Raw genomic sequence first — 25,440 nt, forward strand, 5'->3', positions numbered from 1 at the left:
AATTTTTGCAAATATGACCGAAAATGTAGGAGAGAGGTCTCCTCTCACGCTCCACATTTTCTTAAACCTTAAGAACTATATTCCCTAAAACTCTGAATATTTTTACCATAAAAACAACAAAAAAGGAGCTGCCATTTCAAATGACAGCTCCTTGTTTCTTCATTATATTTACATCACCTTAGACAAGCCAATCGTTTTCTCAATAATTAGCAACGCAATGATAGAAATGATAATAAATATGACAGATATCGCATTGACACTAGGATCAAAGGTTTGCTCAATATAATTAAACGTCCTCACTGGAATCGTAATGGTTTGGGGAGAAGAGACGAATAAACTAATCGATATTTCCCCAAATGACGTAACAGCTGAAAACACCCCGCCTGCGATGATTCCTGGCTTGATCAAAGGCAGCGTGATGCGAAAGAATGTGCGTATTGGCCCTGCACCAAGATTCATAGAAGCTAGCTCGAGACGTGGATCAAGATTTGACACACTGACACCCACCGTTCGAACCACATAAGGAAAACCAATGATGACATGACCAATGACTAGCGCCCACAAAGACCCTGTAAAGCCCATAGCCGTAAACAAATAAAGCATAGCAATCCCTAGTACGACCTGAGGAATCATGAGAGGCGACAAAATAAAGGCTTGAATAGCCTCCTTCCCCTTAAAAGAAAGCCTCGCTAAAGCATAAGAAGCCATCGTTCCTAAAAGAACGGTAAGCGGCGTCACAATCACTAGCAGAATCACACTGATGCGCAAAGATTCCATCCATTCCGGGTTTGACACGACCTCATGAAACCAACGAACAGAGAACGAAGTCGGCGGAAATTCAGGAAAGGCATTCGGACTAAAAGCAGAAAGGACAATGACAAGAACAGGTATAGTTAAAAAAAGATACACCAGTGAGCCAGAGGTCCAAATCAGGATCGAAAGCAAGCGGTCTCCTACCGACTTTTTACGCATGCATCCTCGCCTCCCAACGCTTCAATAGATAACTTAATAGACTAACCACCGCGAGTACACAAACCAATAACGTAAAGGACATAGCCGCTGCAAGAGGCAAGTTATATACCTGCATGACCTGCTGATAAATAGACAGAGGCAGCAGCGGCTGCATCCGTCCGCCGACTAACAGCGGGGTAATATAGCTCCCAGCTGCTAATGAGAAGACAATAATGGCTCCAGTGATCATTCCTGGAATGGTCAGTGGTAAAGTCACATGTAAAAAAGTCCGGATACGTCCTGCCCCAAGACTCATAGAAGCCGGCCTTAAATGACGATCCATATCGGTTAAGCTCGTTGCAATAGGCAGTACCGCAAAAGGAAGCATCACTTGAACATACGCAATAATCACCGCATTCATATTCCACAGCATCGATAACGGCTGCTTAATCACATGTAAATCTAATAACATGCCATTGATCAGGCCATTTTGGGAGAGAAGAACGATCCATGCAAATGTCCGAATGACAACACTTGTCAAAAGCGGCGATACAAGTAAGATATAGAAAAATGCCCGCAGTCGTGGGTTGGGTGCCTTGACTAGCACATAAGCTGCGGGATATGCCATCAATAAACAAATCACCGTTGTCTGTAGTGCCACCCATACTGTACTTCCAATTGCTTTCACATATGCATCTGTCGTAAACACATGTATATATTGAGACAAACTATAGGTTTGTAATGTATTCATCATCGAATCAACATCACGAAAACTAAGGACAAGCATCATCACAAGCGGAGCAAGAAGGAATACAACCAGAAACAAACAAGCTGGCAGCAGCATAAACCAATGGAATCGTTGATTCTTTTTTTTGATTCGCATCACGTATGCACCTTCGAATCTAAGAACACGATATCTTCAGGCTGCCAATGAATATGCACGGTTTCTCCAACTTCAGGCAGATGAGGAAATGCTGCATCTGATGCATGGACAATGATTTCACCTTTATCAAGCCGCACAACCAAACGTAAAGAGTGCCCGATATAACTAACATCCGCTAAAACCCCTGTGACATGGTTTGGCTGAGCTTCCTCCCGCACAGAAGATATGCTGATTCTCTCAGGACGCAGCATGAGTAAATGCTTCTTTCTCTTCTCTTTATCCCCCTCAGCCTTCAACTGGACAGGCTGCCCGTTTGACTGAGTGAAATGTGGAACAATATACGTGGAACTAGCTTCATCATACTCCGCCTCAAATAGATTGACCTGCCCGATAAATTCAGCGACAAATCGATTATTTGGCTGGCGATATACCTCTAAAGGCGTCCCAATCTGCTGAATTCTTCCCTCACCTAATATCCCAATTCGGTCTGAGAGACTTAAAGCTTCTTCCTGATCATGAGTCACGAGAATGGTCGTAATTCCTACATTTCGTTGAATATTTCGAAGCTCCGACTGCATATTTTTTCTTAGCTTTGCATCTAGGTTACTAAGCGGTTCATCCAGAAGGAGAACGGACGGCTGAATGGCAAGCGCCCGGGCAATTGCCACCCGCTGCTGCTGACCACCACTTAATTGGTGCGGCATACGTTTGGCAAACGAGTCTAATTGAACAAGCGACAAACTCTCCATGACCTTTTGCTTGATTTCCGCCTTCTTTTTCTTTTGAACCTTTAACCCGTATGCCACATTATCAAATACGGTGAGATGTGGGAAAAGTGCATAGCTTTGAAACACCATGCCTGTTTTCCTTTGATAAGGCGGTAAAGTCGTCACATCCTGATCACCAATATAGACGACGCCTTTTGTCGGTTCTAAAAACCCGCCAATGATATTGAGTAAAGTTGATTTTCCACAGCCACTAGGACCAAGAAGGGAGAAAAACTCTCCCTCTTTCACCGTAAGACTGACATCACGAAGAGCAATCTGTTCGCCGAAATGCTGGCTGATATGTTCTAAATTGATTCCACTCATGCGATCACCTATTTTCCTCCACCTAAAACTTCGTTCCAGCGATTTGTCCACTGACCAAGCTCCGAAGTCGCTGTTTCGTAATCTACCCAAGTCAGCTTGCTATAATAATTCTCGCCAACCTTCACTTTCCCCTTAATCTTGTCCCCATATTTCACATCAGAATTCGACATGCCATAGTAAGATTTTTCAGAGAAAACCTCCTGAGCTTCTTTTCCACTTAAGTAGTTTAATAGCTTATAAGCCGCGTCCTCATGCTGACTTCCCTTCGTTAACGCCCAGCTCGCTACAGCTGCTACAGCGCCTTCTTTCGGATAAGAGAACCCAATATTCATTCCTTCTTCTTCAAGTGCAAATGCTCGACCATCCCAATACGGAACTGCCGTAACGTCACCACGTTCTAACAACGTTTGAATAGACCCTGGGTTATCTGGAAAAGCAGCTACATGCCCTTTTAATTGTGCTAGACTTTTAAATGCTTTATCAATATCCTTCGGGTTTGATTCTGTCCCTCCTTGAGCGTGGACAAGTGCAGAGAAAAATTGCAAGCCAGCTGCATAGGTCGGAGAAGAAATAGCTATCTTCCCTTTCAGCTGATTGCTCCATAGGTCTGTCCAGCTGTTCGGTTCCTGCTTGACAAGGTCTTTTCTATAAGCGATCCCTAGCTGCCCCATACTAAAGCCTGCTGCATATTGTTTTCCATCAACAGTGAGTTTCTTTTGAACAGAACGATAAAGCTTCTTCACATTCGGTGCTTTATTTTCGTCAATAGGCGAAAGAACGTTTGCTGCAATCCCTCTTTGAATCGTATCAGGCTGTAAAATAAGCAGATCATACGGTGGATTCTTACCATTTGATGCTTTTAATTTTGTAAACCATTCAGAATCTGCTCCAGAGACCGTTTGAACTTTAATTCCTGTATCTTTTTCAAATTTTTCAAGGATTGGCTTGATATTCTTTTCCCAATCCCCGCCATAGACACCAACGATCACAGTTTGCTGTTGTTTACTTTGATCCTGCCCGTTCCCACCGCATGCCGCCAGCAGTAAAACCATTGATAAAATCCCTGCAAATATAGTGATTAATCTTCTGTTCATGATTCATTTCCCCCTTTTTGTTGGTTCAATTGACGAAGTGCCTGAATAATATCCATCTTTGTTAACGGTTCATGTCTATGACTGAAATGGGAGTGAACCGCATGTTTATAGTGCGTACGTTCATTCGCTGGGTATGAACGTAGCTGCACAGCAAGCTCACTGCTGGCTTCGTCCGTCCATACCTTCTCATAAACTGCTCTTTGCTCTCCAAAATCCCATAAGGCAGCCTCGGCATCATTCACCCTTTCGCGAAGCCTGCTGGTCTGCTCTTCGTCGATCTTCCATTCATTATGGTCTAGATAGACTTTGACGCCATATTGCTGCAGTGCTCTTTCTTCACTTAAAAGCCCTGCTTCCACTTCATGAAGGACTTTTTCTTTCTTCCTAGCAAATGGATTCCCCCAGCCGCCTCCGCTTGGTGAAATCAATTGAACAATATCGCCTTTTTCAAGTCGCATGACATCAATTTTTGGCTGGTCTTGTTTTTCCCCATTTGGTTTGGTCAGTTTTACCTCACCAACTGCTCCTGCTTTGCCGCCCATTAATCCCCAAGGCTGAAACTTCATTCGTTCCATTCCTCGTGCTGTCACCATAGATTCAGGCTTGATCATTTCAAATGCTAAGCCAATTGCATGTCCTCCTCTATATTCCCCCACTCCACCTGTGTTCGGCAGCAGCTCATATCGGTGTACATGGATATCAATATGCTGTTCCAAGCTCTCAATCGGTGTATTCTTTAAAAAGCCTGACGAATGATCAATGCCATCTACTCCATCCGTCCCTTTTTGAGCACCACCGCCTCCGCCTAACGGTTCGACAACAGACATTTTCCTGCCTCCTGTTTGATCATCAGGAACAGAGAGAACAACAATGGCAGATTGACCTGCACCTGCTGCTGGCACTGCCTCAGGCAACAGCTTGCCAATAGCTCCTAACACGACATTGTACAGCCTCATTGTAATGGAATGCCGAATACCGACAGAAGCTGGATACTCTGGATACACAAGCGTTCCTTTAGGAGAAATCACGTTTATCGGATACGTAATACCACCATTAATCGGAATAAATGGATCTTTGCTAATAATGTAATTAATTAATCCTTGATATAAAAAGGAATGCTTTTGACCATTGGTGACAAGATTAAAGGCCGTCTTTACTTGCGGGTCACACTCTGAGAAATCCAGTGTCAGCTGTTTCCCTTTGACCGTCAGCTTGATTTTTAATCGGATCGGCACGTCAGAAATCATATCATCATCTAAGTAATCGGCAAATTCACTCGTTCCATCTGGAATGGCTTCAATTACTTTTCCTGCACGATCTTCGGCTTGCTTGAGCAGGTCCATCATTCCTTGTTTCACTTCGTTCTTTCCAAATTTCTCAATCATTTCTTTTAATCGAACATCTGCTGTATTGACTGCTGCAATCATCGCATTGATATCCCCATCATTTAAATGACTGGCCCGGCTGTTGGCTCTTAAAAAGGTCCGAACCACCTGATTCTCTTTTCCGCCTTCATAAATTTTCACTGGCGGAATTCTTAATCCTTCTTGATGAACATCGGTTGCAGTCGGAGAAATACTTGAAGGCACAAGGCCCCCAACATCACTTACATGGACAAAAGACCAAGCATAGCTCACAATTTCATCTTCTATAAAAATAGGTTTTATGATATGAACATCTGGCAGATGAGTCGCTAAACCGTCTGTAGTATATGGATCATTTGTGATGATAATATCTCCAGGCTGCATCGGTCCGCTTTCTTCAATCGCCTTTTTGAGACTCAGCCCTAAAAAGATCGTCACACCGACTGTCTTCGGATAGACAAAGAAATCTCCAGAAGGCGTGGCTAATGCTGTCGCAAAATCAGCAGATTCTTTTACAAATGTCGTAAATGACGTCCGCTCAATGACATGTCCCATACCTGATGCAATCGCATTAAAATAACTGCGCATCATCTCAAGCTTTGCTGGATCAGTTCTCATGTAAAGCTGCCTCCCTAGAAATCACTAAGTTTCCTGAATGGTCTATGTTGCCGGACCATTTTGGCAAAATCAATGTTGTCGTATCATCTTGCTCAATGATAGCAGGTCCTTTCACGTTAGAACCTACTGACAGAGTACCCCGGTTGTAAACGGCTGCTTCGTACTCTTTTTCTTCTATAAAAATACGTCTATATTCATATGGTTCCAAAGGTTGCACACCGCTTGCATGAACAGACGAGAAAGGCAACTGTGGTGTCTCTCCTATGACTCGAACCCGTAAATGAGTAAACTCAATATTCGCCTGATCATCTCGATGGCCATATTGACGTTTATGCAGATTGTGGAATGCTTCAGTGAGTTGATGAATGTCTTGTTCTTGCTTCAGCCAATCCGCCGATAATGGCAATTCAATCTCAAATGCCTGCCCTTGATAGCGTGCGTCGGCCAATAACAGAATGGACGTCTCTTTGATATGTTGGATGTTTTGCTGACTAAACCAATCCTCCGCTTTACGCGAAAGCATGTCATAATCTTGTTTTAATTGGTCAATTGTATAGTCTTGCAGGCATATTTTCTTAGACAAAACAGCATCGTGAATAAAATCAGCTGTTAGAGCACCTAACGCACATAATGTACCAGGACTTGGAGGAACAACCACATTTTTTGCATGAATTTCTCTCGCAAGGAAATTTGCCACAACAGGACCTGCCCCGCCAAACGCCAGCAAACTAAAATCTCTAGGATCAAACCCTTGCTGCTCCATGACATTGCTTAGTTCCGTGTACATATTGGCTACAGCCACTTGAATCAGCTGGTCAGCCGCCTGTTCGACCGTTTTATGAAGCTGATCAGCGATTGGCTGAAAGGCCATTTCCGCTGCAGACCGCTGCAATTGTAAATGTCCTCCGGCAAACCGATCTTGATTGAGGTAACCGCATATGAGAAATGCATCGGTTAAAGCAGCTTTTTTCCCCTTTCCATACGAAGCAGGTCCAGGCTGCGAGCCAACTGATTCCGGTCCTGCTTTAAGAAGCCCGCCTTGGTCAAGCCATGCGACAGAACCTCCGCCAGCCCCTATCGAATACATTGCAACAGATGGAAGAATGATCGGAAATCCTGAAAGCTGATTCGATTGAGCCATTGTAGGCTGCCCATTTTGAATGATCGAGATATCTGCACTTGTGCCACCAACATCAAACGTAATTAAATTGGGTTCATTTGCAGAAGTTGCAATTCTCGCCGCACCAATTACACCAGCTGCCGGGCCAGAAAAAAGTGTTTTAACGGGTGAAGTGGCTGCACTTTCTGCATCCATTAACCCACCATTTGATTGGGTAATGTATGGAGAAATTGGGACACCTTCTTGTTTCAAGCGGCTTTTCAAGGTTTGTAAATACTGTTTCACCTTTGGTTGAATGTACAAATTAACAACAGACATCACTGTCCGCTCATATTCCCTCATTTGGGGCCATAGTTCAGATGAAGTCAGGACTTCTAACTGCGGGTAATGGTGATTGATATAGGCTTTTGCTTGTAATTCATGAACTGGATTTTGATAACTATGTAAAAAAGAAATGACAATACCTGCTAGCTTTTTAGACATGACCTGCTGGACAGCATCATCTAATTGCTGCAGATGGAGAGGTTTTTTGATCGAACCATCGTGTATCAACCTTTCAGAAATTGGATATACATGCTTCCGTGGTATCAATGGTTCTGGCAATCGAGAATTGAAATCATAAGGGATGGGTAGACGTAAACGCTGTAATGACAAAATATCTTGAAAACCTTCCGTCACAAAAAGGGCTAAATCTGCTCCCTTTCTCTGCAATAAAGTATTAAGACCTATTGTCATCCCGTGTACAAGATATTGGATTTTGGATAAATCGACACCTCTTTCTTTTAGAAGATTCAGCCCATTGATAATTCCTTGAGCTGGGTCATCTGTCACTGTAGGTGTCTTGAGTTCAGTCAGCTCCCCTGTTGCTTCATTCATCAGCGATAAATCAGTAAATGTTCCACCTATGTCTATTCCGAGCCGATAAGAGACATCCGCCATTTGTACTTCCCTCCTGCAATGTAAATGGAATCATATTTTGATAAATTACAACATTTTTTTGATATTTGACTCCATATTATTAAAGCATATCGGTCTAGTCAATTTTATTTTTCTAAAATTTCTGTGTGTTAAAATCTTGAAATTAGCCCAAAAACCAATGATAAAGCCGTTCTGCATCAGCATAATCATTTTATGAGCAGCCAAATTAAAATTTTTATGCTTTCTATCCAAATATGAAATGGGGAAAAACGGTAAAAAACGTTTTTCGAATTTTAAAAGACGTTTTTTCAAAACGAGGAGAAATTGGTAAGTAATTCTGCTATACTCTGTTTACAAAATACGCAAAAAAGAAAGAGAGCCAGCATCTATGAAACTTCTTAAAACCATTCTCCTGCTTTTATTGATAGTCATTGGTGTAGCAACAGGCTATATCCAGCTGGAGCAAAGTAAACAAGAGACAACAGACTCTTCTTATGACAAAACCATTCACTTTCCATCAGATCGTTATCCAGAAACAGCCAAGCACATAGAAGAGGCAATTGATGAAGGTCATTCTTCCATTTGTACGATTGATCGAGAAAATAGTGATGAGCAGAGAGACCGATCACTGCATGGCATCCCAACAAAGCATGGATATGATCGAGACGAATGGCCAATGGCAATGTGTAAAGAAGGAGGAACAGGCGCTTCTGTGAAATATGTGCGTCCATCAGATAACAGAGGCGCAGGCTCTTGGGTAAGTCATCAATTATCCGATGATCCTGATGGAACAAGAATCCAATTTATTATTGACTAGCATCATTTTTCTCTTCTGTATCAAAAAAATTTCGTGTAAGTGCATGCAGGTATATCAAACATTTTTTTTATGCCGATAATCCTTAAGGAGGGATACCCTACCTTATACCTAAAGGAGTCAAAAAGCATGCAGAAAAAGGGAAAACTGAGGCTTGGTGCCAAAATAATGCTGATCTTTTTAACTGTGCTCATCGTATTTTCAGCGGTTGTTGGTTATGTGGTGAATCGCGAAATGACAGAGAACATTAAGCAAATGGCCACAGAAAAAGCAAAAGGTGATTTAAAACTAGGCTACGCTTATTTAAACGAAAAGATTGCGGGCTCATGGCAGATAAAAGATGACAAGCTTTACAAAGGCGATACGAAAATCAATGACTCTAACGCATTGGTTGATCAATTAGCTAAATATACTGGTGATACAATCACGATTTTCCAAGGAAATACCCGTGTTGCCACGAATGTCATGTTAAACGGAAAACGAGCTGTAGGGACAGAAGTCTCACCTGAAGTCAAAGCCGCTGTTTTAGATAAAGGAGAACATTATTACGGCACAGCAAATGTTGCGGGGAAAGACTACCAAACGGCTTATATGCCAATCAAAAATGATTCAGGTGAAACGATTGGTATTTTTTACACCGGTGCCAATCAAAGCATGATTTCACAAATGCTTCAGTCGTTCTTTATTCAATTTCTCATTGTCCTGCTGCTAAGTTTAATTGTTTCAGTTATCATTATTTCTATTTTCACAAAGCGGATTCAGAAACGCCTCAAACACATGGCATCTGCTATTAAGAGTGCGGGAGAAGGAAATTTGACAATCAATGTGACAGATCACACAGGGGATGAACTTTCTGAACTAGCCGATCATTTTAATAAGATGCGGGAGAAATTAAATCAAACCATTTTAAATGTCATGAAAACATCTGAATTAGTGGCCACCTCTTCAGAACAGCTTTCAGCTAGCGCAGAAGAAACGAGTGCAGCATCAGAAAAAATCACTCACACCATTCAAGAGGTTGCGCAATCGTCTGAACAGCAAGCCCTTCAAATGACAGCAAGTGAACACACGATGAGACAAGTATCAAACGAACTTGAAAATATCACTGAAAATGCGGGACAAATGGCGACAAGAAGTCAATTCGCACAAGAAATGGCCCAAAAAGGGGTACAGAATATTGGTGAAGTCAACTCACAAATGACATCAATTGCAAAATCAATTGAAGAAAATGGCACAGCGATTCAAGCGCTGGAAACACGTTCAGTCGAAATTGATCATATTTCCAAAGTCATTACAGACATCGCCAACCAAACAAACCTTCTTGCTCTTAATGCGGCTATTGAGGCAGCACGAGCAGGTGAACACGGAAAAGGTTTTGCCGTTGTGGCAGACGAAGTAAGAAAGCTTGCAGAAGAATCTCAAACGTCATCCAACATGATTTCTCACCTCATTTCTGAAATTCAAAAAGAGATGAATCATTCGACGAGTGCAATCAAACGAGTGAGGGAGGAAGCGGCTCAAGGGGCTGTTCTTATTTCTCATACAGAGGAATCATTTATTGATATTCAGCGGTCAATGAGGGAAATGGCAGATGGCATTAAACATTTATCAAGTGCATCACAAAAAATCGCAGCTTATACAACTGATGCGAAACAGTCCTTTGCCTCTATCACAGAAGGCGTTAAACTGACGAGCGAACATTCACAGCAAGTAGCCGGTTTAACAGAAGAACAATTTGCAGCAATGGAAGAAGTAACAGCTTCATCAGAAGCTCTTGCCCATTTAGCAGGAGACTTACAAGAAATGGTGTCACAATTTCACATCTAGATCCCTCAACACAGGAGCGCAAGACGGCGACAATCGTCTTGCTGCCTAACATTCTCTTCAAGAATCTTTTCTTTCAAACATTCACCTTTCGACGTTAACGCTAGCTAACAACATCCATTAATAAAGGAGTTTGATATGATGAATGATTTAAACAAAACCTATTCCCTCTCTATTTCTTATCATCAAATCACGGTATACACAGGAAGCGAAACACCACCTGTTATTGATTGGACAGATGATGCGATTCAACAAGGATTCGCAACTGGAGATCAAGGAATTTCCTTTGAAGGCATTAACAACGGAAAGGCTTCTATTGTCGTGACATTAAATAGCCATGAGACTCCATCTTCCGTCGATAGAGCCATCACAGTGCCATTTACACATACAAGCGGCCACGTTTATCTTACAAGCGTCATGGCACAGGTACTGTCTTTCTCCATACCAAAAGGAGACTATCAGCTCACCTGCTATTATACCTCTCAACAACCTGATCAAGATCTCTATTGCTTTGATTTTCGGAGTGCGTAGGTCACAATTTGTCGTACTGATCAAACCACTTTTCCGCAAAATCTACCGATTCTCTCATCGGCAGTAAATACGAATGGGCGAGCCCGATTTGACCATGATGATGAGTACATCCTGAATGTAAAAAATCACGACCAATTTCTTCAAATAATTCTTCTCTTGTAATGATATCTGGATACTCTTTCCATACTCTCCACCCTTTTTCTAACATAGGAGCCCCTCGAGTCATGAGGTCTTGCTGAGGAATTCGATATTCAGCTAGGTGGAAGGCTGTATGGCTCTCAAATGACGTACCAGCCAATAGTACGTTTGCATCAAGATCGTACATACGTCCAAGAGGCGAGGCTTCTCCTAAACCATAAGCAAGCCTATGGTGTTTCAAAATGTCATGTTTCTTTTTCCCCCAGGCTGTGAAAGAAAAATGAGGATGATTACTTCTCTCTACGCCTGGGTATTTCCAAAATGTTTCTGCTATCTTTCCCATTGCTGTTGGAGCCGTGTAGGCCGGATCAAATGCAGGCATCGTATCTTTGATCGATTTCCACCAAGAATAAGGAACAGGCGGATCAATCCAATCAGCGGGATCAGACAGCTCTAACGTTTGTGCCGGCATAATCAGTGTGCCTTCTTCTGTTAAGGTTTCCATTAATGCTTGTATGACGGCTACAGCACCCCCATTCACCCAGCCCATAGATGATAAGGATGAGTGGACACATAAGATCATGCCCTTCTTCACACCAAGTTGAACCAAGTCTGCTTTGATTCTTTCCTTTGTGATCGGTTCAGCTTGATTTTCGATTAATTTTCGCATCGTTTATTTCCTCCTGCGTCTCTTCTATTACTGATGAATGAGACGTTTAACCGCGATCGACAATTTATAATTTGCGTAATTTGTTAGCTCCGTTAAAAACTGATCAAGCTCATCATGACTGGAGAAATGTCCTTCGGCCATATAACAGCCGTCTCCACTTATTTTAAACAGGTTCTTGATTTCTTCCTTTTGGTGAAGAAACGACAGGAGCAGTTCGTGATGATGACTTTTGGTATAGAGCTGCATAAATGTCTGAATGGTCTGCTGTGTCCGCCAGTCAATCGAAATGGTATAGGCTTCAATGACACCTTCTTCTTCTAGCTTTAACACACGATTTGCAACTGCTTGACCGGTTAAATGAACTTTTTCACCAAGTGCTTTCATCGTCAATCGACTATTCTTTGAGAGTTCATTTAAAATGGCCATATCTGTTTGGTCTAGCATTGGATCACCACTTTCAAAAATCAAGTCCTTCTGCTGAAAGACTTTCATCCCCCTCTGTCACATGAGGCTCTTTTAATATACTGTAAAATTACTTAGAAAAAAAGGAGGCCTTTTTGATGAAAATAACGCTCATTCGTCAAGCTACTTTATACCTTCAATATGGTCAATCTACTTTCTTGATTGATCCATTTTTAGCAAGAAAGGGAACATACCCGCCGTTTCCGCATACAGCCAATCAACATTTAAACAATCCAATTGTCGAGCTGCCTGCAAACATTGATTTGGACAAGATGTTACAGCCGGATGCTGTCCTGCTCACTCATTTACACGTGGATCACTTTGACGACGAAGCAAAAAAGAAATTAGCTCAAGAGCTGCCTATCTATACTCAATCGGAGAAAGATCGAAAAGAAGTCGAAGAAGCTGGCTTTCAGCATGTCACATGTATTGAAGATGAAATCAATATTTTGGGTGTTCATATTAAACGTACAGGCGGACAGCATGGGACAGGTGATACCGCAAAACGGATGGGACAAGTGAGCGGTTTTGTTTTCTCTCACCTGGATGAGCCCACTCTTTATATTGCAGGTGATACCATTTGGTGTGATGAGCCGAAAGAAGTTGTGAATAGTCAGCCAGATGTTATTGTGGTCAATAGTGGGGCTGCCCAATTTCTAGAGGGCGATCCGATTACAATGACAAAGGAAGAGGTCGTGGACATTCACTATTCCCAGCCAAATGCTCAAATTGTCGCCTGTCATCTTGAGGCTGTGAATCATTGTTTATTAACAAGAGCTGCATTAAAAGCTTACATTCAAGAACATCATGCAGAACAATCTATTTTTGTCCCTAATGATGGTGAGACCCTGACCTTTTAAAAAGGCTCTATAAACAATAAAAAAACCGGCACCTCGCTGCCGGTTTCATCATTATGGTCGATGGTGCTGTGGTTTTTTCAGCAATGGAACAAACCCGTTATTTTTTAAGTGATTGTAATGTTCATCCATTCGTTTCGTGATATGCGTGCCTTGTTCCTTTGTTAACACACCATATTGAACATATTTCTTAATCACTTCTTTTCGTTTAGAAAGAATTTGCTGCTCAAGCACTTCGATTTGTTTTTGTTGTTCTGTCGTTAATTTTACTTGCTGCGTGACCGGACGCTTTTCCATTTGGGGTGTTTCGCCATGAGCTGTCTCCACTTGAAAGCCAAATAACAACAGCATCATAGATAACATGATGAAGCCTCTTCTTTTTTTCATCTCTGTGTTCCCTCCTTTATTGAATGTTATTTTGCACGCACTTTCCTTTTTTATACATTATTTCACGTCATCAAATTGAGCATAATATTCTTACTTTTTTGCTTTTCGTCTGAAAACGTTGTCCTAACTGAAAAAGCGTGCTATGTTTTGTTTTGTATAAAAAATAGAGGAGGATTCTTAAATGAGTCGTTTTTATCATAGAAAACCTATATGGGTGCTGCTTGTTGCGTCTGCTCTCATGCTTGTCATGTCTGCTTGCAGTCAATCAGGCTCATCTCAGTCTGGAGAATCAAAGTGGGATCAGATTCAAAAGAAAGGAAAAATCGTGGTTGCTACTTCAGGCACCCTTTATCCTACGTCATACCATGATACATCTAACGGCAAGGATCAATTGACTGGCTATGAAGTTGAAGTTGTCAAAGAAGCCTTTAAACGCCTTGACGTGAAAGTAGAATTTAAAGAAATGGGCTATGATGGTATGCTGAGCGCCATTAATTCTGGTCAAGTGGATGCCGCTGCAAATGATATCGACATCACAGATGACAGGAAGGATAAGTTCGCCTTTTCGACTCCTTATAAATATTCCTACGGAACGGCTATCGTACGGAAAGATGATTTGTCTGGTATTAAGACACTAAAGGATTTAAAAGGAAAGAAAGCAGCTGGTGCTGCAACAACGATTTATATGGATGTCGCTCGTAAATACGGTGCAAAAGAAGTCATTTATGATAATGCCACAAACGAGCAATACTTAAAGGATGTCGCGAACGGCCGAACAGATGTCATTCTGAATGACTACTACTTGCAAACACTCGCTCTTGCTGCATTCCCTAAATTAAATATTACGATTCACCCTGACTTAAAATACATGCCAAATGAACAAGGGTTTGTCATGAAAAAAGACAATACAGAGCTTCAGAAAGAATTGAATCGTGTCTTAAAAGACATGAAAAACGACGGAACAATGAAAAAGATTTCAGAGAAATTCTTTAATCATGCTGACGTCTCAAAAAAAATTGATGTTGATGTCGAAGATGTCGACATTTCTAAATAAGGAGCCGCAGCCGTGGGAGATATTCATTTCGAATATATCTTTAATCCTGCACTAGCAAAGGCGTCGTTTCCATTTGTCATGAAAGGCATCTGGCTGACGCTGCTCATTTCCTTTGTGAGCATGTTTTTTGGAACCATTCTCGGCTTTTTTATTGCCCTTGCCAGAATGGCAAATTCGTGGGTGCTTCGACTGCCTGCCCGGCTGTATATCTCATTTATGCGCGGGGTTCCCATACTGGTGATTTTATTTATCCTTTATTTCGGATTCCCTTACATCGGTATTGAGTTTACAGCTGTCACTGCTGCTATTATTGGGTTCAGCTTCAATAGTGCTGCATATATTGCAGAAATCAACCGGGCGGCTCTCTCCTCTGTTCCAAATGGTCAGGTGGAAGCCGCCAAATCAATTGGTCTCAGCTATTGGCAAACGATGCGCGGGGTCATTCTGCCTCAATCCGTTCGCATTGCACTGCCGCCGTTGACCAATGTCATGCTCGACTTAATCAAAGCCTCCTCCCTAGCGGCGATGATTACTGTACCAGAGCTTTTCCAGCAAGCCAAAATCGTGGGTGGACGAGAATTCGATTATATGACCATGTATATTTTGGTCGCATTGATTTACTGGGGCATTTGCAGTGTCGTCTCATTGCTGCAAGACTTTTTGGAAAAACGCTATGCTAAATATTTATAACAAAAAAGAGAGCAGTTCCAATGGATCTGCTCTCTTTTTCCTTTAATGGATCAACCATAACCACACATATAACCCCAATAAAGTGATCATTAGAGTCGGTATGGTCAGAATGATTCCAGCTTTCATATAGGCGCCCCAAGAGATATGGACTCCCTTTTTCTTCAAGACATGAAGCCACAGCAATGTCGCCAATGAGCCGATTGGGGTCATTTTCGGGCCAAGGTTTGAGCCGATGACATTGGCATAAATGAGTCCGTCTCTCATCACACCTGCTGCATCGGTATGACCGATGGCAATCGCATCAATTAAAACGGTTGGAAGATTGTTCATCACAGAGGACAGCACTGCGGCCAGAACCCCCATAAACATCGTTCCTGCAAGCAAGCCATGCGATGCCCCTTGTTCAATCCAAGCCGCTAATATTTCTGTTAGGCCAACATTCTTCAAGCCATAGACGACGACATACATGCCGACTGAGAAGAACACAATGGACCACGGTGCTTCCTTGATGACTCGTTTTGTCGCCACTTGCGGACTCCTTTTCGCCAGCCACAAGAAAGCAAGGGCAATGCCTCCTACAATGATTGACACCGGAATGCCAACCAATTCCCCGGCAAAATAACCAACGAGCAACAACCCTAACACATACCAAGACAAGCGGAACATGCGCAGATCACGAATGGCTGACGCTGGCTCCTTCGCCTGTGACAAATCGTATGTTTTTGGGATGAGCTTTCGGTAAAACACATAAAGCACAAGCATACTCGCCCCAAGTGACACAAGGTTTGGCACGAACATGTTCGCCGTATATTCTAGAAAGCCAATATGAAAATAATCAGCTGATACGATATTGACCAAGTTACTAATGACAAATGGCAAGGACGTCGTATCTGCAATAAAGCCGCTCGCCATCACAAATGGGAGCACCATACGTTCATCCAACTTTAATGCTCTCACCACAGATAAAACGATCGGAGTTAAAATGAGTGCCGCTCCATCGTTGGCAAAAAAAGCGGCTACCACAGCGCCGAGTAATGTTAAATAAATAAACATGCGGACACCGTTTCCTTTTGCGGCTTTTGCCATATGCAGTGCCGCCCATTCAAAAAATCCGATTTCATCTAAAATTAACGAAATGATGATAATCCCAATAAATGCAAAAGTGGCATTCCAGACAATTTGTGTGACTTCCCACACATCGCCCAAATGAACCACGCCAAAGGCAAGAGCAAGAATGGCTCCCCCACATGCTGACCATCCAATGGTTAAACGTCCTGGCTGCCAAATGACAAGGACGAGGGTCATGATGAAAATCAAAATGGCCAAGGTGACTGATCCCAAAGGTGGCCCTCCTTTCAAATCTTTATCTATCATACAACGAAACGCAGCAATTGTATGCCTCTTTTACAGCTCGCATGAAAATCGAAAATCCGCAGGTGATTCCGTGCACCTGCGGATTCTACGTTTATTGATCTTTCTTCATCAGCATCAATTCAATAAATAACTCACACCGCTGGCTAAAATGACTCAAATCAATCGAAGTCATATCAAAGATTTGTTTCATTCGATAGTTTAATGTATTTTGATGAATAAACAGCTGTTCTGCTGCTGGCTTTAGCTTGCAATTATTCAATAAGTAAACCTCAAGGGTTTTTAAAAAAGAGGTCTGGCTGCCACGGTCTTTTTCCTTCAAACGTAACAAATCTGGATTGAAGTCGTTTTTCTTTTTTTGGTGGCTGTAAATCGAGTCTAAGAAACGAAAGACACCCAGCTGCTCGTAATCATACGGAATCAATTCCTGCCCCCCGACAATTTTTACAGCCTTCACTACCTCTATCGCTTCAAATCGACTTGTACTCATTTTCATGACATCTCGATATTCTCTTCCCATCCCAATATACAAAGGGGACGAATGTGAATGCGTTTTCGATTGAAGATGAGCGATGACATCGGCGGCAGTCGCTTTCGGTGAATGACGGTCTGACAGACTGCCTAATATGACAACAATATCTGCTTGCACCGAATAGACGTGATTGACCTTATCTTCTAGCTGCAAATAGGTTCTAATCACATCCTTCACATCTTCTGCCGTCTCACTTTTGTTATCGGCGGCATGAACAACCATCACAGTAAAGACAGCTGGAAGCGGAATGCTTAAGTTCTCGGCTTCCCATTTCAGCTCTTCTTCTGTATAAAAATGATCATCCATGACCTTTTTGAAAAATTCTTCAATCTTGCCTTCCTTTTTCTCCAGCTGTTTCTTATTTTTATAAATGACTTTTCCAACCTGAAAGGATGCCTCGTGTAAAAATTGCAGCTCCTCCTGAGAGAGAGAATCCTCAATGTCCTGCACCCAAATAAACCCCACAACCTCTTGTTTATGCTTGGCACTCACAGCCACCCGTCGATTAAATCCGAGCTCCTCATGACCATTCACATAAAAAGGATTTGAATCTGTGTACAGCTGCTGAATCACTCCTGTTTTCTTTAACCAATCGACCACAGCTCCCGGACATTCCTTTGAGAAAATCGTTTGCTGGTTGACTGGGTCGAACTGCTGGATGCTGTAAGAATTATAGGCAAGCAACTGACATTCAGTACTTTCTAAAATGACCGGTTTTTTTAAATAACCACTAATAAATGCAATTAATTTATCGACATCAAAAAATGTATGAAGCTTTTCTAATATCTCTTCCATCCCGATTGCTCCCTGAATAAGTGATACATTTATCATACTTCTTTCCAGTCAGATTTGTATAGAAGCAAGTCGCAGGCAGATAAAAAAAGCATGAACCCGCCTGCACAGGTTCATGCTTTTCCATATTAAAACATTTCACTAATCGTTTTGGCCTGCATGTGCAGCGCAAGGTAATCTGGGCCGCCTGCTTTTGAATCTGTTCCTGACATTTTGAAGCCGCCAAATGGGTGGTACCCCACGATAGCTCCTGTACAGTTACGGTTAAAGTAGAGATTCCCCACATGGAACTCCTGCTTCGCACGATTGATGTGATCACGGTTATTTGTAATGACCGCACCGGTTAAACCGTATTCCGTGTTGTTGGCTACTTCAAGTGCCTCATCAAAGCTTGAGACTTTTGAGAAAGCTAGGACAGGTCCAAAGATTTCTTCTTGCATCAAGCGAGATGTTGGCTCAAGATCTGCAAAAATAGTTGGGTGGATGAAGTAGCCTTCTGAATCATCACTCGTTCCGCCCGTGACTAAGCGACCTTCCTGCTTGCCAATCTCGATATACTCTGTGATCTTGTCAAAGGAAGCCTGATCAATGACCGGTCCCATGTAGACATCAGCCGATAGCGGATTGGCTGTTGTTTTCGTTTCAGTGATTTCCTTCACTCGCTCGATCACTTGGTCATACAGCTTCTCGTGGACAACAGCACGAGATCCAGCCGAACATTTCTGACCTGAGAAACCGAAGGCTGATGTGAAAATGGCGTTCGCTGCAAGTTCAACATCTGCATCCTCGTCTACAACCACAGTATCCTTACCGCCCATTTCAGCAATGACACGCTTTAAATGCTGCTGTCCTGGCTGCACTTTTGCCGCACGTTCAAAAATACGTGTCCCTACTTCTCTTGATCCAGTGAATGTAATGAGGCTTGTTTTCGGATGATCCACTAAGTAATCTCCCACCTCTGCTCCGCTTCCTGGTACAAAGTTGACAACACCTTTTGGAAGACCTGCTTGCTCAAGTTCTTCCACAAAGCGGGCCGCAATAACAGGCGTCGCACTAGCTGGCTTTAATACGACTGTATTTCCTGTAACGATTGGTGCTACGGTTGTTCCTGCCATAATTGCGAACAAGAAGTTCCACGGCGGAATAACGAGCGTCACGCCAGTTGGTGTGTACACATATTGATTGCGTTCTCCCTCGCGGCTGTTCACAGGTTTGCCTTTCGCCAGCTCCAGCATTTGACGGGCATAATACTCTAGGAAGTCGATTGCTTCTGCTGTATCTGCATCCGCTTCATTCCAAGGCTTCCCTGCTTCTTTTACAAGAAGGGCTGAATACTCATGCTTTTTACGGCGAATGCTTGCCGCAGCACGGAATAAAACGCCGGCTCTTTCTTCTGGAGACGTGTAGCGCCATGTTTCAAATGCTTTTGCCGCAGCTTGAATCGCTTGTTCTGCATCTTCCTTTCCGGCCTTCGATACCGTGCCAACGACTTCTTCCTTCTTCGCCGGATTGATTGAGACAATCTTGTCTTTCGTTTCGATTCTCTCTCCATTAATCACAAGCGGATAGGTTTGACCAAGAGATTCGGTTACTTTGGCTAATGCTTGTTCAAACGCTTGGCGATTTTCTTCCTGGCTAAAATCCGTAAATGGTTCATGCTTGTAAGGTGTTGTCATCTTTGTCACGCTCCCGTTTCAAATTATTTTCTCGTCATCCCTTTTAAAGCAAATGCAATGTTTGCCGGTCGTTCTGCAAGACGTCTCATGTAGTAGCCATACCACTCTCGTCCATACGGGGTATAGATCCTCATTTGATAGCCTTCTTTCACAAGCGCTTGCTGCGTTTCTGATCTCATGCCATACAGCATTTGAAATTCAAACTGATCTGTCCGTATATTGTGTTTTTTCACAATATGTTTCGTAAACTCGATCATTTGATCATCATGTGTCGCAATAGCTGTATAGTTCCCCGAGAGTAATTGCTTTTCGATCAGCTTCTTGTAATTCTGATCGACGTCTTTTTTGTTTGGAAACGCCACTTCAGCGGATTCCTTATAGGCACCCTTGACAAGTCTTAAAAATGGCTGCAGCTCATTTAGGTCATCAAGATCCTTTTCTGTTCTGTACAAATACGCCTGCAAGACCGTACTGACATACTCATATTGAGATTTCATCTCTTTGAAGATGTCTAGCGTTTTTTGACAGCGCTGTTCATCCTCCATGTCAATTGTCACCATAATACGGTGTTTCTCCGCCGTATCTAAAATGCTTTTCATATTGCGATACACAAGGTCATCGTCAATATCTAAGCCAAGTGACGTCATTTTGAGTGATACGTGGGAATTGAGTTTTTCCTCTGCAATCCGTTGAATGGTTTGAATACATTCATTCGTCCGCTCATTTGCAATCTCTGCCTTTGTGACAAATTCACCAAGGTGATCGACTGTTACAGCCATACCTTGATCATTTAATCGTTTGATGACAGGGATAGCACTCTCAAAATCCTTCCCCCCGATGATCTTCTTTGATGCAACAGCACTTCCCCAATTACGAGCAATATGGTTCAAGAGACTGCTCTTTGACAAAAACAAGAAGAAATTTCTTGTGACCGACTCCATAAAGGGCACCTCCCACTCTTTGTAAGCTATGTCTTTATTGTAAGGCTCATGAGCTGTCCGCTACAATATTTGAAGATGACAAAAATTCTGACTTTTTTTGTGGTTTTATCACAATACGAGATCAAAAAGAGCCTGCCGCTAACCGGCTGGCTCTTCCACGCTTACGCCCACACCTCATCAAGGGTAGACTGCAATAACTCATTTAATTCTTCAGTGAGATCGTCTTTCGGCTGATTGTAGCTTTTCACCAATTCATGAAAACGAGCTAGCTCTTTGTCGATAAATGGGTGGACATGCACAAGGCGGTCCTCTAAATCCATTTCTTCTCCGTCCATTTTGCGTTTGAGCAGCTCATGAATTTCAGCTAAAAGTGGTCCATCCTCCACAAGCTCCTTGAGCAGTTCATGAAAGTCCATAGGCGGAACCGTCCGGTAGCGTTCAATCCATTGACAGGCAAGCAGCGGACGAAGCACATAGAAATATTTCTTAATTCGCACCTGCTCTCCTCGTAAATGCCGGCTTTCATTTCGCTTCGCCATATTGAGGTAATGATACATCAATGCTGCTGGATAAAAGGCTCGATCTTTTAATTCTCTCAGCTGCTTGGCCAAAGAGAAGGATTCAGCATAGATGATGTCAGAAGACAGCCATTCGATAATGGATGGATTCGATTGATTGAATAAACGTAGCGCCTTTCGCAGCTCCCAGCCGCTAATATCAAGCGCATCGTCAATGGGCAGCTCGATCACATCACGATGTTCTTCCATCGACCAATACCATTCCTTCCGAGGAACATAGATAAACCGAACATCATAATCACTGTCAGTTGAAGGAAATCCCCATGCCCTGCTGCCCGATTCAACGGCGAGACAAATCTTGACGTCATACGTTTCTTCGATGATTTTCAGCTCTTCCTTAATTCTTTCTCTCAAGTGTCCATCAACTCTTTCTATAGAATTCTGCATGACTTCTTCACCTTTTGGGAAAATACGAATAAGACATATATGAAAAAGGAGTTGGACCTCATGTCTATATCTCGCATCATGAAATGGATAACTGGAATTTTTGAAGCCTGCCTTGCCATCCCAGTGATTGGAGGACTATTTGTTATCAGCAATGGCTATACACCGCTCATGGTCATGCTTATTCTGCATATTATCACACTCGTCTTATCGAAGCGAGACCAAGGACCAATGATTGGGAGTATCATCGGAATTGTGACATCCTGCCTCGCCTGGATTCCGATTCTCGGATTCATCCTTCATATCATCACAGCTCTTGTCCTCATCATTACTGCATTAGTGCCTGATGAAAAAACAAGACAGAACACGAGTTATTAAACAAAGAGGCCCTCAGCTTGAGCGGCCTCTTTGTTCTTTTAGATCAGCAAATGCTTTTGTAAAAAGGACAGCTTCTCCGTTTGAAAAGCCGGGATAAATTCGTGACCAAAATATCGGTACACCTTCAGCTCTTTATCTGTTTCTAAGTGATTGTATGCCGCAAACACAGTAGATGGCGGAGTTACTCTATCAATCAGGCCGATCGCCATCAATGTGGGCTGTTTCACCCATCCGGCTAAATTGATTAAATCAAAATAGCTTAATGTCTCAAATACCTTTTCTTCGGCTTCTGGATCACTGTTTCTTCGGAAGTATGAATTGATTTCTAAATAAGGCTGCTCTAAGGCTACATCGACTGCACGCTCAAAATTTGATAAATAAGGGTAATCAGCCACAACGACCTTCGGAATGTCTGAAAGGGCTGCGGCGGCGATCGCTAATGCACCCCCCTGACTTCCGCCGATGACGCCGATACGGTGTTCATCCACTTCAGGGAAGAACTGAATGACTTCAAGTGCACGAACCGCGTCTAAATAAACACCGCGATAATAGTAGGTATCCTTCGATAAAATGCCTTTTGTCATCCACCCCAATGCTTGACCGCCTGGTGTTACTGACGTATCTTCACTGCCGCCTTGACCGCGGACAAGCATACCGAATGTCGCATAGCCATGCAGCGCCCAGTTGACAATGTCATGAATACCGCCGTCATAGCTTCCGTTATAGCCATGAAATCGAACGAGCGCAGGATGCGGACCCGTTTGATCAGGTACGGCATACCAGCCTTCAACACGAGATTGTCCAAAGCTTTGATACGTCAGGCGGTATACTTTGACCCCTTTTACAGGATAGTCGTAAGGTTCAAGGGTTACTTCTGCTTCCACTTGACGCAGTTCTTCAAGCGACGTTTTCCAAAAGTGAGAGAAATCAGGGCGTGCTGTTTTCTTTGGTTTATATTCTTTTAGCTCTTCTAGTGGTAAATCGAACAATTGCATATCCTACTATTCCCCTTTGTTTTATTAGTTATATGTATCATATCACTGATTTCTTTCCTAAGAAAGCGATTTTCACTCTCTTCTACTAATATAGACGAAACCTTCTGACATTTCTATTGGCAAAGATGGTATAAACCTTTATGATAAAGAAACTGACTTGAAGCCTAGACGCTCTCAGGCAGAATCAGTCTATCTATCCATCCATTCATGAAGTGGAGCATTCATGGATTTTTACTTTGCATGCAAACAAATTAAGGAGGAACCGTCATGAAAATCGCCCTTATCCAAATGGACGTTCAAATTGGAGAGCCTGATGTGAACTTTAAGAAAGCAGAAGCGTTTTTAGAAGAAGCGATCCGCCAACAGCCTGACCTGATCATTTTACCCGAAATGTGGAATACCGGATATGCGCTGGAACAGGCGGAGCAGCTTGCCGACGTAAACGGAGAACGCACAAAACAGCTCTTCTCTAACTTTGCCCGAAAGCATCAAGTGTATCTCATCGCAGGAAGTGTATTGAATAAGCGTACTGAAAATCAAGACATCACCAACACGATGTATGTGTTTAACCGCCAAGGTGATCGTGTATTAGATTATGATAAAATTCATTTATTCCGCTTAATGGATGAGCACAACTATTTAACCGCTGGTGATCAGCTCGGTTTATTTGACTATGATGAACATATAAAGATCGGTGCCATGATCTGCTATGACCTCCGCTTCCCGCAGCTTTCCAGAACACTTGTAAACAAAGGGGCAAAGGTGCTCATCAATACCGCCCAATGGCCGTCAGCCAGAGTCGACCATTGGCGCAGCCTGCTCATCGCAAGAGCCATTGAGAACCAGTCGTTTATGATTGCGGTCAACCGGACGGGCACAAGCAGAGACACTGAATTCCCTGGACACTCCATGGTGATAGACCCGCTCGGCCGTATACTGCTTGAGACAAATGATGACGAAGACATCTATTATGCAGATATTGATCTTCAGCTGGTAGATGAAGTGAGACAACAAATTCCTGTCATGACGGATCAGCGTCTGGACTTATATTAGAAAGCAGGGCACTCCCCTGCTTTCAGCGTGTAGACAAACCCTCGCATTCTTTGTCAGTCCTGCGTGCCGGTGCTCACGAATCTTAAATTCGCTCCGCTCCGGTACTCGTCCTTCCTAGACTGCAAAGGTTTTCAGGTCACGCTGAAAAGAAGACAAAGGGCTAAAATAAAGATCATTTTAGCCCCTTGTCCACAATCTTAAAGCAGGGCGCTCCCCTGCTTTTTGTGTTTGATTAAACGTTTGTTTAAGCTTCTCCTCTACTCTGATAAAGGTCCATTAATGCTTGAGCGGCTTTCGTTACATACCTTTCTTCCACATATGCAAACACAAGCGTGCGGGTTGGACATGACTCAATTGGTAAGTAGATCACTTGGCCTCTTTCCTCTTTTGCCACCATTTTCGGCACAACCGTCACGCCTAGTTCGTTTTTAACCAAGGCCTGAGCCGTTTGAATATGACTGGTTTCAAATGCAATCCTTGGCCGAAAGCCATGATGACGACACAGTTCTGTGACCACTTTCCGAAAGCCATACCCCTCCTTCAGCATAATGAATGGGACGCCTTCAAGAAGGTGAAACGGAACGGCTTCACCACCGATTCCTTTCTGGTCAGCTTGATGGATGATGTCGTTCAATTCCTTGCCTAACCAAGGTTCGGCAGCTTGCGGAACTGCGAGAAGGAGCGGCTCTGTCAGCATTTGTTTCGTTTTCAATTGTTCGTGCTCGACAGGCAGAGATAAAATAGCCAAATCCAATTTCCCAGCCAGCAAAAGCCTTTCTAGCTCACGAGGTGATTCTTCTATCAAATGAACGTGTACATGGGGATATGTTTTACAGAAGGTTTTTAATACACCCGGCAGGACATATCCTCCTGTGACAGCAGGTGCTCCGATCATCAGTTCTTTCCCTACCTCATAAGATGCTTCCTCCATCTCACGCAGCAAATCATTACGTTCCTTCAAAATGTTCTCAGCTCTTTTGATCAATCGAGTTCCTTGAGGTGTTGGGGTCACTTGTCCGTACTTCCGAATAAATAACGGCGTGTCTAATTTCTCTTCCAGCTTTTTAATTTGTTGACTTAAAGAAGGCTGGGCAATATGAAGGTTTTCCGCCGCTTTTGTGAAACTTTGCTGGCGGTACACTTCAATGACATATTCCATCATTCGTATATCCACTTTTCTCACCTCATAGGTTTTATCTATTCATATCATATCTTTTATGTCTTAGACAAATAACCGGAAGAATTCTACGATAAAGTAGACAACAAAAAGGGGG

At 42.8% G+C, this 25,440-nt stretch carries 24 protein-coding genes; 8 read left to right on the forward strand and 16 right to left on the reverse strand.

Annotated elements, in window-relative coordinates; translation table 11 throughout:
* Positions 1-168 precede the first annotated feature (168 nt).
* The 6 genes from BK049_RS06305 to BK049_RS06330 are packed head-to-tail and all read right to left on the reverse strand — an operon-like array spanning position 169 to position 8,060.
* Positions 169-972, reverse strand: a complete 804-nt coding sequence (locus tag BK049_RS06305; RefSeq protein WP_071168109.1) for an ABC transporter permease — start codon at positions 970-972, stop codon at positions 169-171.
* Positions 965-1,834 carry an ABC transporter permease gene (locus tag BK049_RS06310; RefSeq protein ID WP_008359509.1) on the reverse strand — a complete coding sequence of 290 codons (870 nt, stop codon included), beginning with the start codon at positions 1,832-1,834 and terminating at the stop codon, positions 965-967. The genes BK049_RS06305 and BK049_RS06310 overlap by 8 nt, the downstream gene beginning before the upstream one ends.
* Positions 1,834-2,925 (reverse strand): ABC transporter ATP-binding protein, encoded by a 1,092-nt coding sequence (locus tag BK049_RS06315; protein WP_008359507.1) that lies wholly within the window; start codon positions 2,923-2,925, stop codon positions 1,834-1,836. Before BK049_RS06315 ends, BK049_RS06310 begins: the two co-directional genes overlap by 1 nt.
* An 8-nt stretch (positions 2,926-2,933) precedes the next feature.
* Positions 2,934-4,019: an ABC transporter substrate-binding protein gene (locus BK049_RS06320; protein WP_071168110.1), complete on the reverse strand. Its 1,086-nt coding sequence runs from the start codon at positions 4,017-4,019 to the stop codon at positions 2,934-2,936.
* On the reverse strand, positions 4,016-6,001 hold the full coding sequence (locus tag BK049_RS06325; protein ID WP_071168111.1) for a hydantoinase B/oxoprolinase family protein: 1,986 nt from the start codon (positions 5,999-6,001) through the stop codon (positions 4,016-4,018). The genes BK049_RS06320 and BK049_RS06325 overlap by 4 nt, the downstream gene beginning before the upstream one ends.
* Positions 5,991-8,060 carry a hydantoinase/oxoprolinase family protein gene (locus BK049_RS06330; protein WP_071168112.1) on the reverse strand — a complete coding sequence of 690 codons (2,070 nt, stop codon included), beginning with the start codon at positions 8,058-8,060 and terminating at the stop codon, positions 5,991-5,993. Before BK049_RS06330 ends, BK049_RS06325 begins: the two co-directional genes overlap by 11 nt.
* Before the next feature lie 367 nt (positions 8,061-8,427).
* On the opposite strand from BK049_RS06330, the gene BK049_RS06335 reads away from it, so the two are divergent.
* The 3 genes from BK049_RS06335 to comJ all read left to right on the forward strand — a co-directional run bounded on the left by BK049_RS06335 (position 8,428) and on the right by comJ (position 11,208).
* Positions 8,428-8,856 carry a NucA/NucB deoxyribonuclease domain-containing protein gene (locus tag BK049_RS06335; protein ID WP_071168113.1) on the forward strand — a complete coding sequence of 143 codons (429 nt, stop codon included), beginning with the start codon at positions 8,428-8,430 and terminating at the stop codon, positions 8,854-8,856.
* Positions 8,857-8,982: 126 nt separating this feature from the next.
* A complete protein-coding gene (locus BK049_RS06340) occupies positions 8,983-10,680 on the forward strand; it encodes a methyl-accepting chemotaxis protein (protein ID WP_071168114.1) in 1,698 nt (565 codons plus the stop codon).
* 138 nt (positions 10,681-10,818) lie between these two features.
* On the forward strand, positions 10,819-11,208 hold the full coding sequence (gene comJ / locus BK049_RS06345) for a competence protein ComJ (RefSeq protein WP_008359494.1): 390 nt from the start codon (positions 10,819-10,821) through the stop codon (positions 11,206-11,208).
* 1 nt (position 11,209) lies between these two features.
* On the opposite strand, the gene BK049_RS06350 is transcribed toward comJ, so the two are convergent.
* On the reverse strand, positions 11,210-12,016 hold the full coding sequence (locus tag BK049_RS06350) for an AAC(3) family N-acetyltransferase (protein ID WP_008359492.1): 807 nt from the start codon (positions 12,014-12,016) through the stop codon (positions 11,210-11,212).
* A gap of 27 nt (positions 12,017-12,043) precedes the next feature.
* Entirely contained in the window at positions 12,044-12,508 is a 465-nt protein-coding gene (locus tag BK049_RS06355) for an Lrp/AsnC family transcriptional regulator (protein ID WP_083381094.1), read from the reverse strand.
* Positions 12,509-12,576: 68 nt separating this feature from the next.
* Here BK049_RS06355 and BK049_RS06360 point away from each other — a divergent pair, with 68 nt between their 5' ends.
* The gene (locus BK049_RS06360) at positions 12,577-13,338 is read left to right on the forward strand and encodes an MBL fold metallo-hydrolase (RefSeq protein WP_071168115.1); all 762 of its coding nucleotides are present in this window, start codon (positions 12,577-12,579) and stop codon (positions 13,336-13,338) included.
* 51 nt (positions 13,339-13,389) lie between these two features.
* Here the strand turns inward: BK049_RS06360 and BK049_RS06365 are convergent, their stop codons facing one another.
* Positions 13,390-13,722: a YckD family protein gene (locus BK049_RS06365; RefSeq protein WP_071168116.1), complete on the reverse strand. Its 333-nt coding sequence runs from the start codon at positions 13,720-13,722 to the stop codon at positions 13,390-13,392.
* A gap of 238 nt (positions 13,723-13,960) precedes the next feature.
* Between BK049_RS06365 and BK049_RS06370 the strand changes: the two genes are divergently transcribed.
* On the forward strand, positions 13,961-14,776 hold the full coding sequence (locus tag BK049_RS06370) for a transporter substrate-binding domain-containing protein (RefSeq protein ID WP_406566834.1): 816 nt from the start codon (positions 13,961-13,963) through the stop codon (positions 14,774-14,776).
* Positions 14,777-14,788: 12 nt separating this feature from the next.
* A complete protein-coding gene (locus BK049_RS06375; RefSeq protein ID WP_071168117.1) occupies positions 14,789-15,466 on the forward strand; it encodes an amino acid ABC transporter permease in 678 nt (225 codons plus the stop codon).
* A 42-nt stretch (positions 15,467-15,508) separates the two neighbouring features.
* On the opposite strand, the gene BK049_RS06380 is transcribed toward BK049_RS06375, so the two are convergent.
* From BK049_RS06380 to BK049_RS06400, 5 genes are all read right to left on the reverse strand, one after another.
* The gene (locus BK049_RS06380) at positions 15,509-16,807 is read right to left on the reverse strand and encodes an arsenic transporter (protein ID WP_071168118.1); all 1,299 of its coding nucleotides are present in this window, start codon (positions 16,805-16,807) and stop codon (positions 15,509-15,511) included.
* Positions 16,808-16,931: 124 nt separating this feature from the next.
* Entirely contained in the window at positions 16,932-18,164 is a 1,233-nt protein-coding gene (locus BK049_RS06385) for a PucR family transcriptional regulator (protein WP_008359480.1), read from the reverse strand.
* 125 nt (positions 18,165-18,289) lie between these two features.
* Positions 18,290-19,837, reverse strand: a complete 1,548-nt coding sequence (gene pruA, locus BK049_RS06390) for an L-glutamate gamma-semialdehyde dehydrogenase (protein WP_071168119.1) — start codon at positions 19,835-19,837, stop codon at positions 18,290-18,292.
* Positions 19,838-19,860: 23 nt separating this feature from the next.
* Positions 19,861-20,778, reverse strand: coding sequence for a proline dehydrogenase family protein (locus BK049_RS06395; protein WP_008359475.1), 918 nt, complete (start codon positions 20,776-20,778; stop codon positions 19,861-19,863).
* 161 nt (positions 20,779-20,939) lie between these two features.
* A complete protein-coding gene (locus BK049_RS06400; protein ID WP_083381095.1) occupies positions 20,940-21,743 on the reverse strand; it encodes a nucleotidyltransferase domain-containing protein in 804 nt (267 codons plus the stop codon).
* Positions 21,744-21,803: 60 nt separating this feature from the next.
* On the opposite strand from BK049_RS06400, the gene BK049_RS06405 reads away from it, so the two are divergent.
* The gene (locus tag BK049_RS06405; protein WP_008359470.1) at positions 21,804-22,118 is read left to right on the forward strand and encodes a hypothetical protein; all 315 of its coding nucleotides are present in this window, start codon (positions 21,804-21,806) and stop codon (positions 22,116-22,118) included.
* Positions 22,119-22,156: 38 nt separating this feature from the next.
* On the opposite strand, the gene BK049_RS06410 is transcribed toward BK049_RS06405, so the two are convergent.
* Complete coding sequence (locus tag BK049_RS06410; protein WP_071168120.1) at positions 22,157-23,113, reverse strand: acetylxylan esterase; 957 nt, start codon at positions 23,111-23,113, stop codon at positions 22,157-22,159.
* A gap of 267 nt (positions 23,114-23,380) precedes the next feature.
* Between BK049_RS06410 and BK049_RS06415 the strand changes: the two genes are divergently transcribed.
* On the forward strand, positions 23,381-24,166 hold the full coding sequence (locus BK049_RS06415) for a carbon-nitrogen family hydrolase (RefSeq protein ID WP_008359465.1): 786 nt from the start codon (positions 23,381-23,383) through the stop codon (positions 24,164-24,166).
* A 244-nt stretch (positions 24,167-24,410) separates the two neighbouring features.
* Here the strand turns inward: BK049_RS06415 and BK049_RS06420 are convergent, their stop codons facing one another.
* Positions 24,411-25,328 carry a LysR family transcriptional regulator gene (locus tag BK049_RS06420; RefSeq protein ID WP_008361558.1) on the reverse strand — a complete coding sequence of 306 codons (918 nt, stop codon included), beginning with the start codon at positions 25,326-25,328 and terminating at the stop codon, positions 24,411-24,413.
* Positions 25,329-25,440 lie beyond the last annotated feature (112 nt).

This window comes from Bacillus xiamenensis (assembly GCF_001857925.1).
GTDB classification, from domain to species: domain Bacteria; phylum Bacillota; class Bacilli; order Bacillales; family Bacillaceae; genus Bacillus; species Bacillus xiamenensis.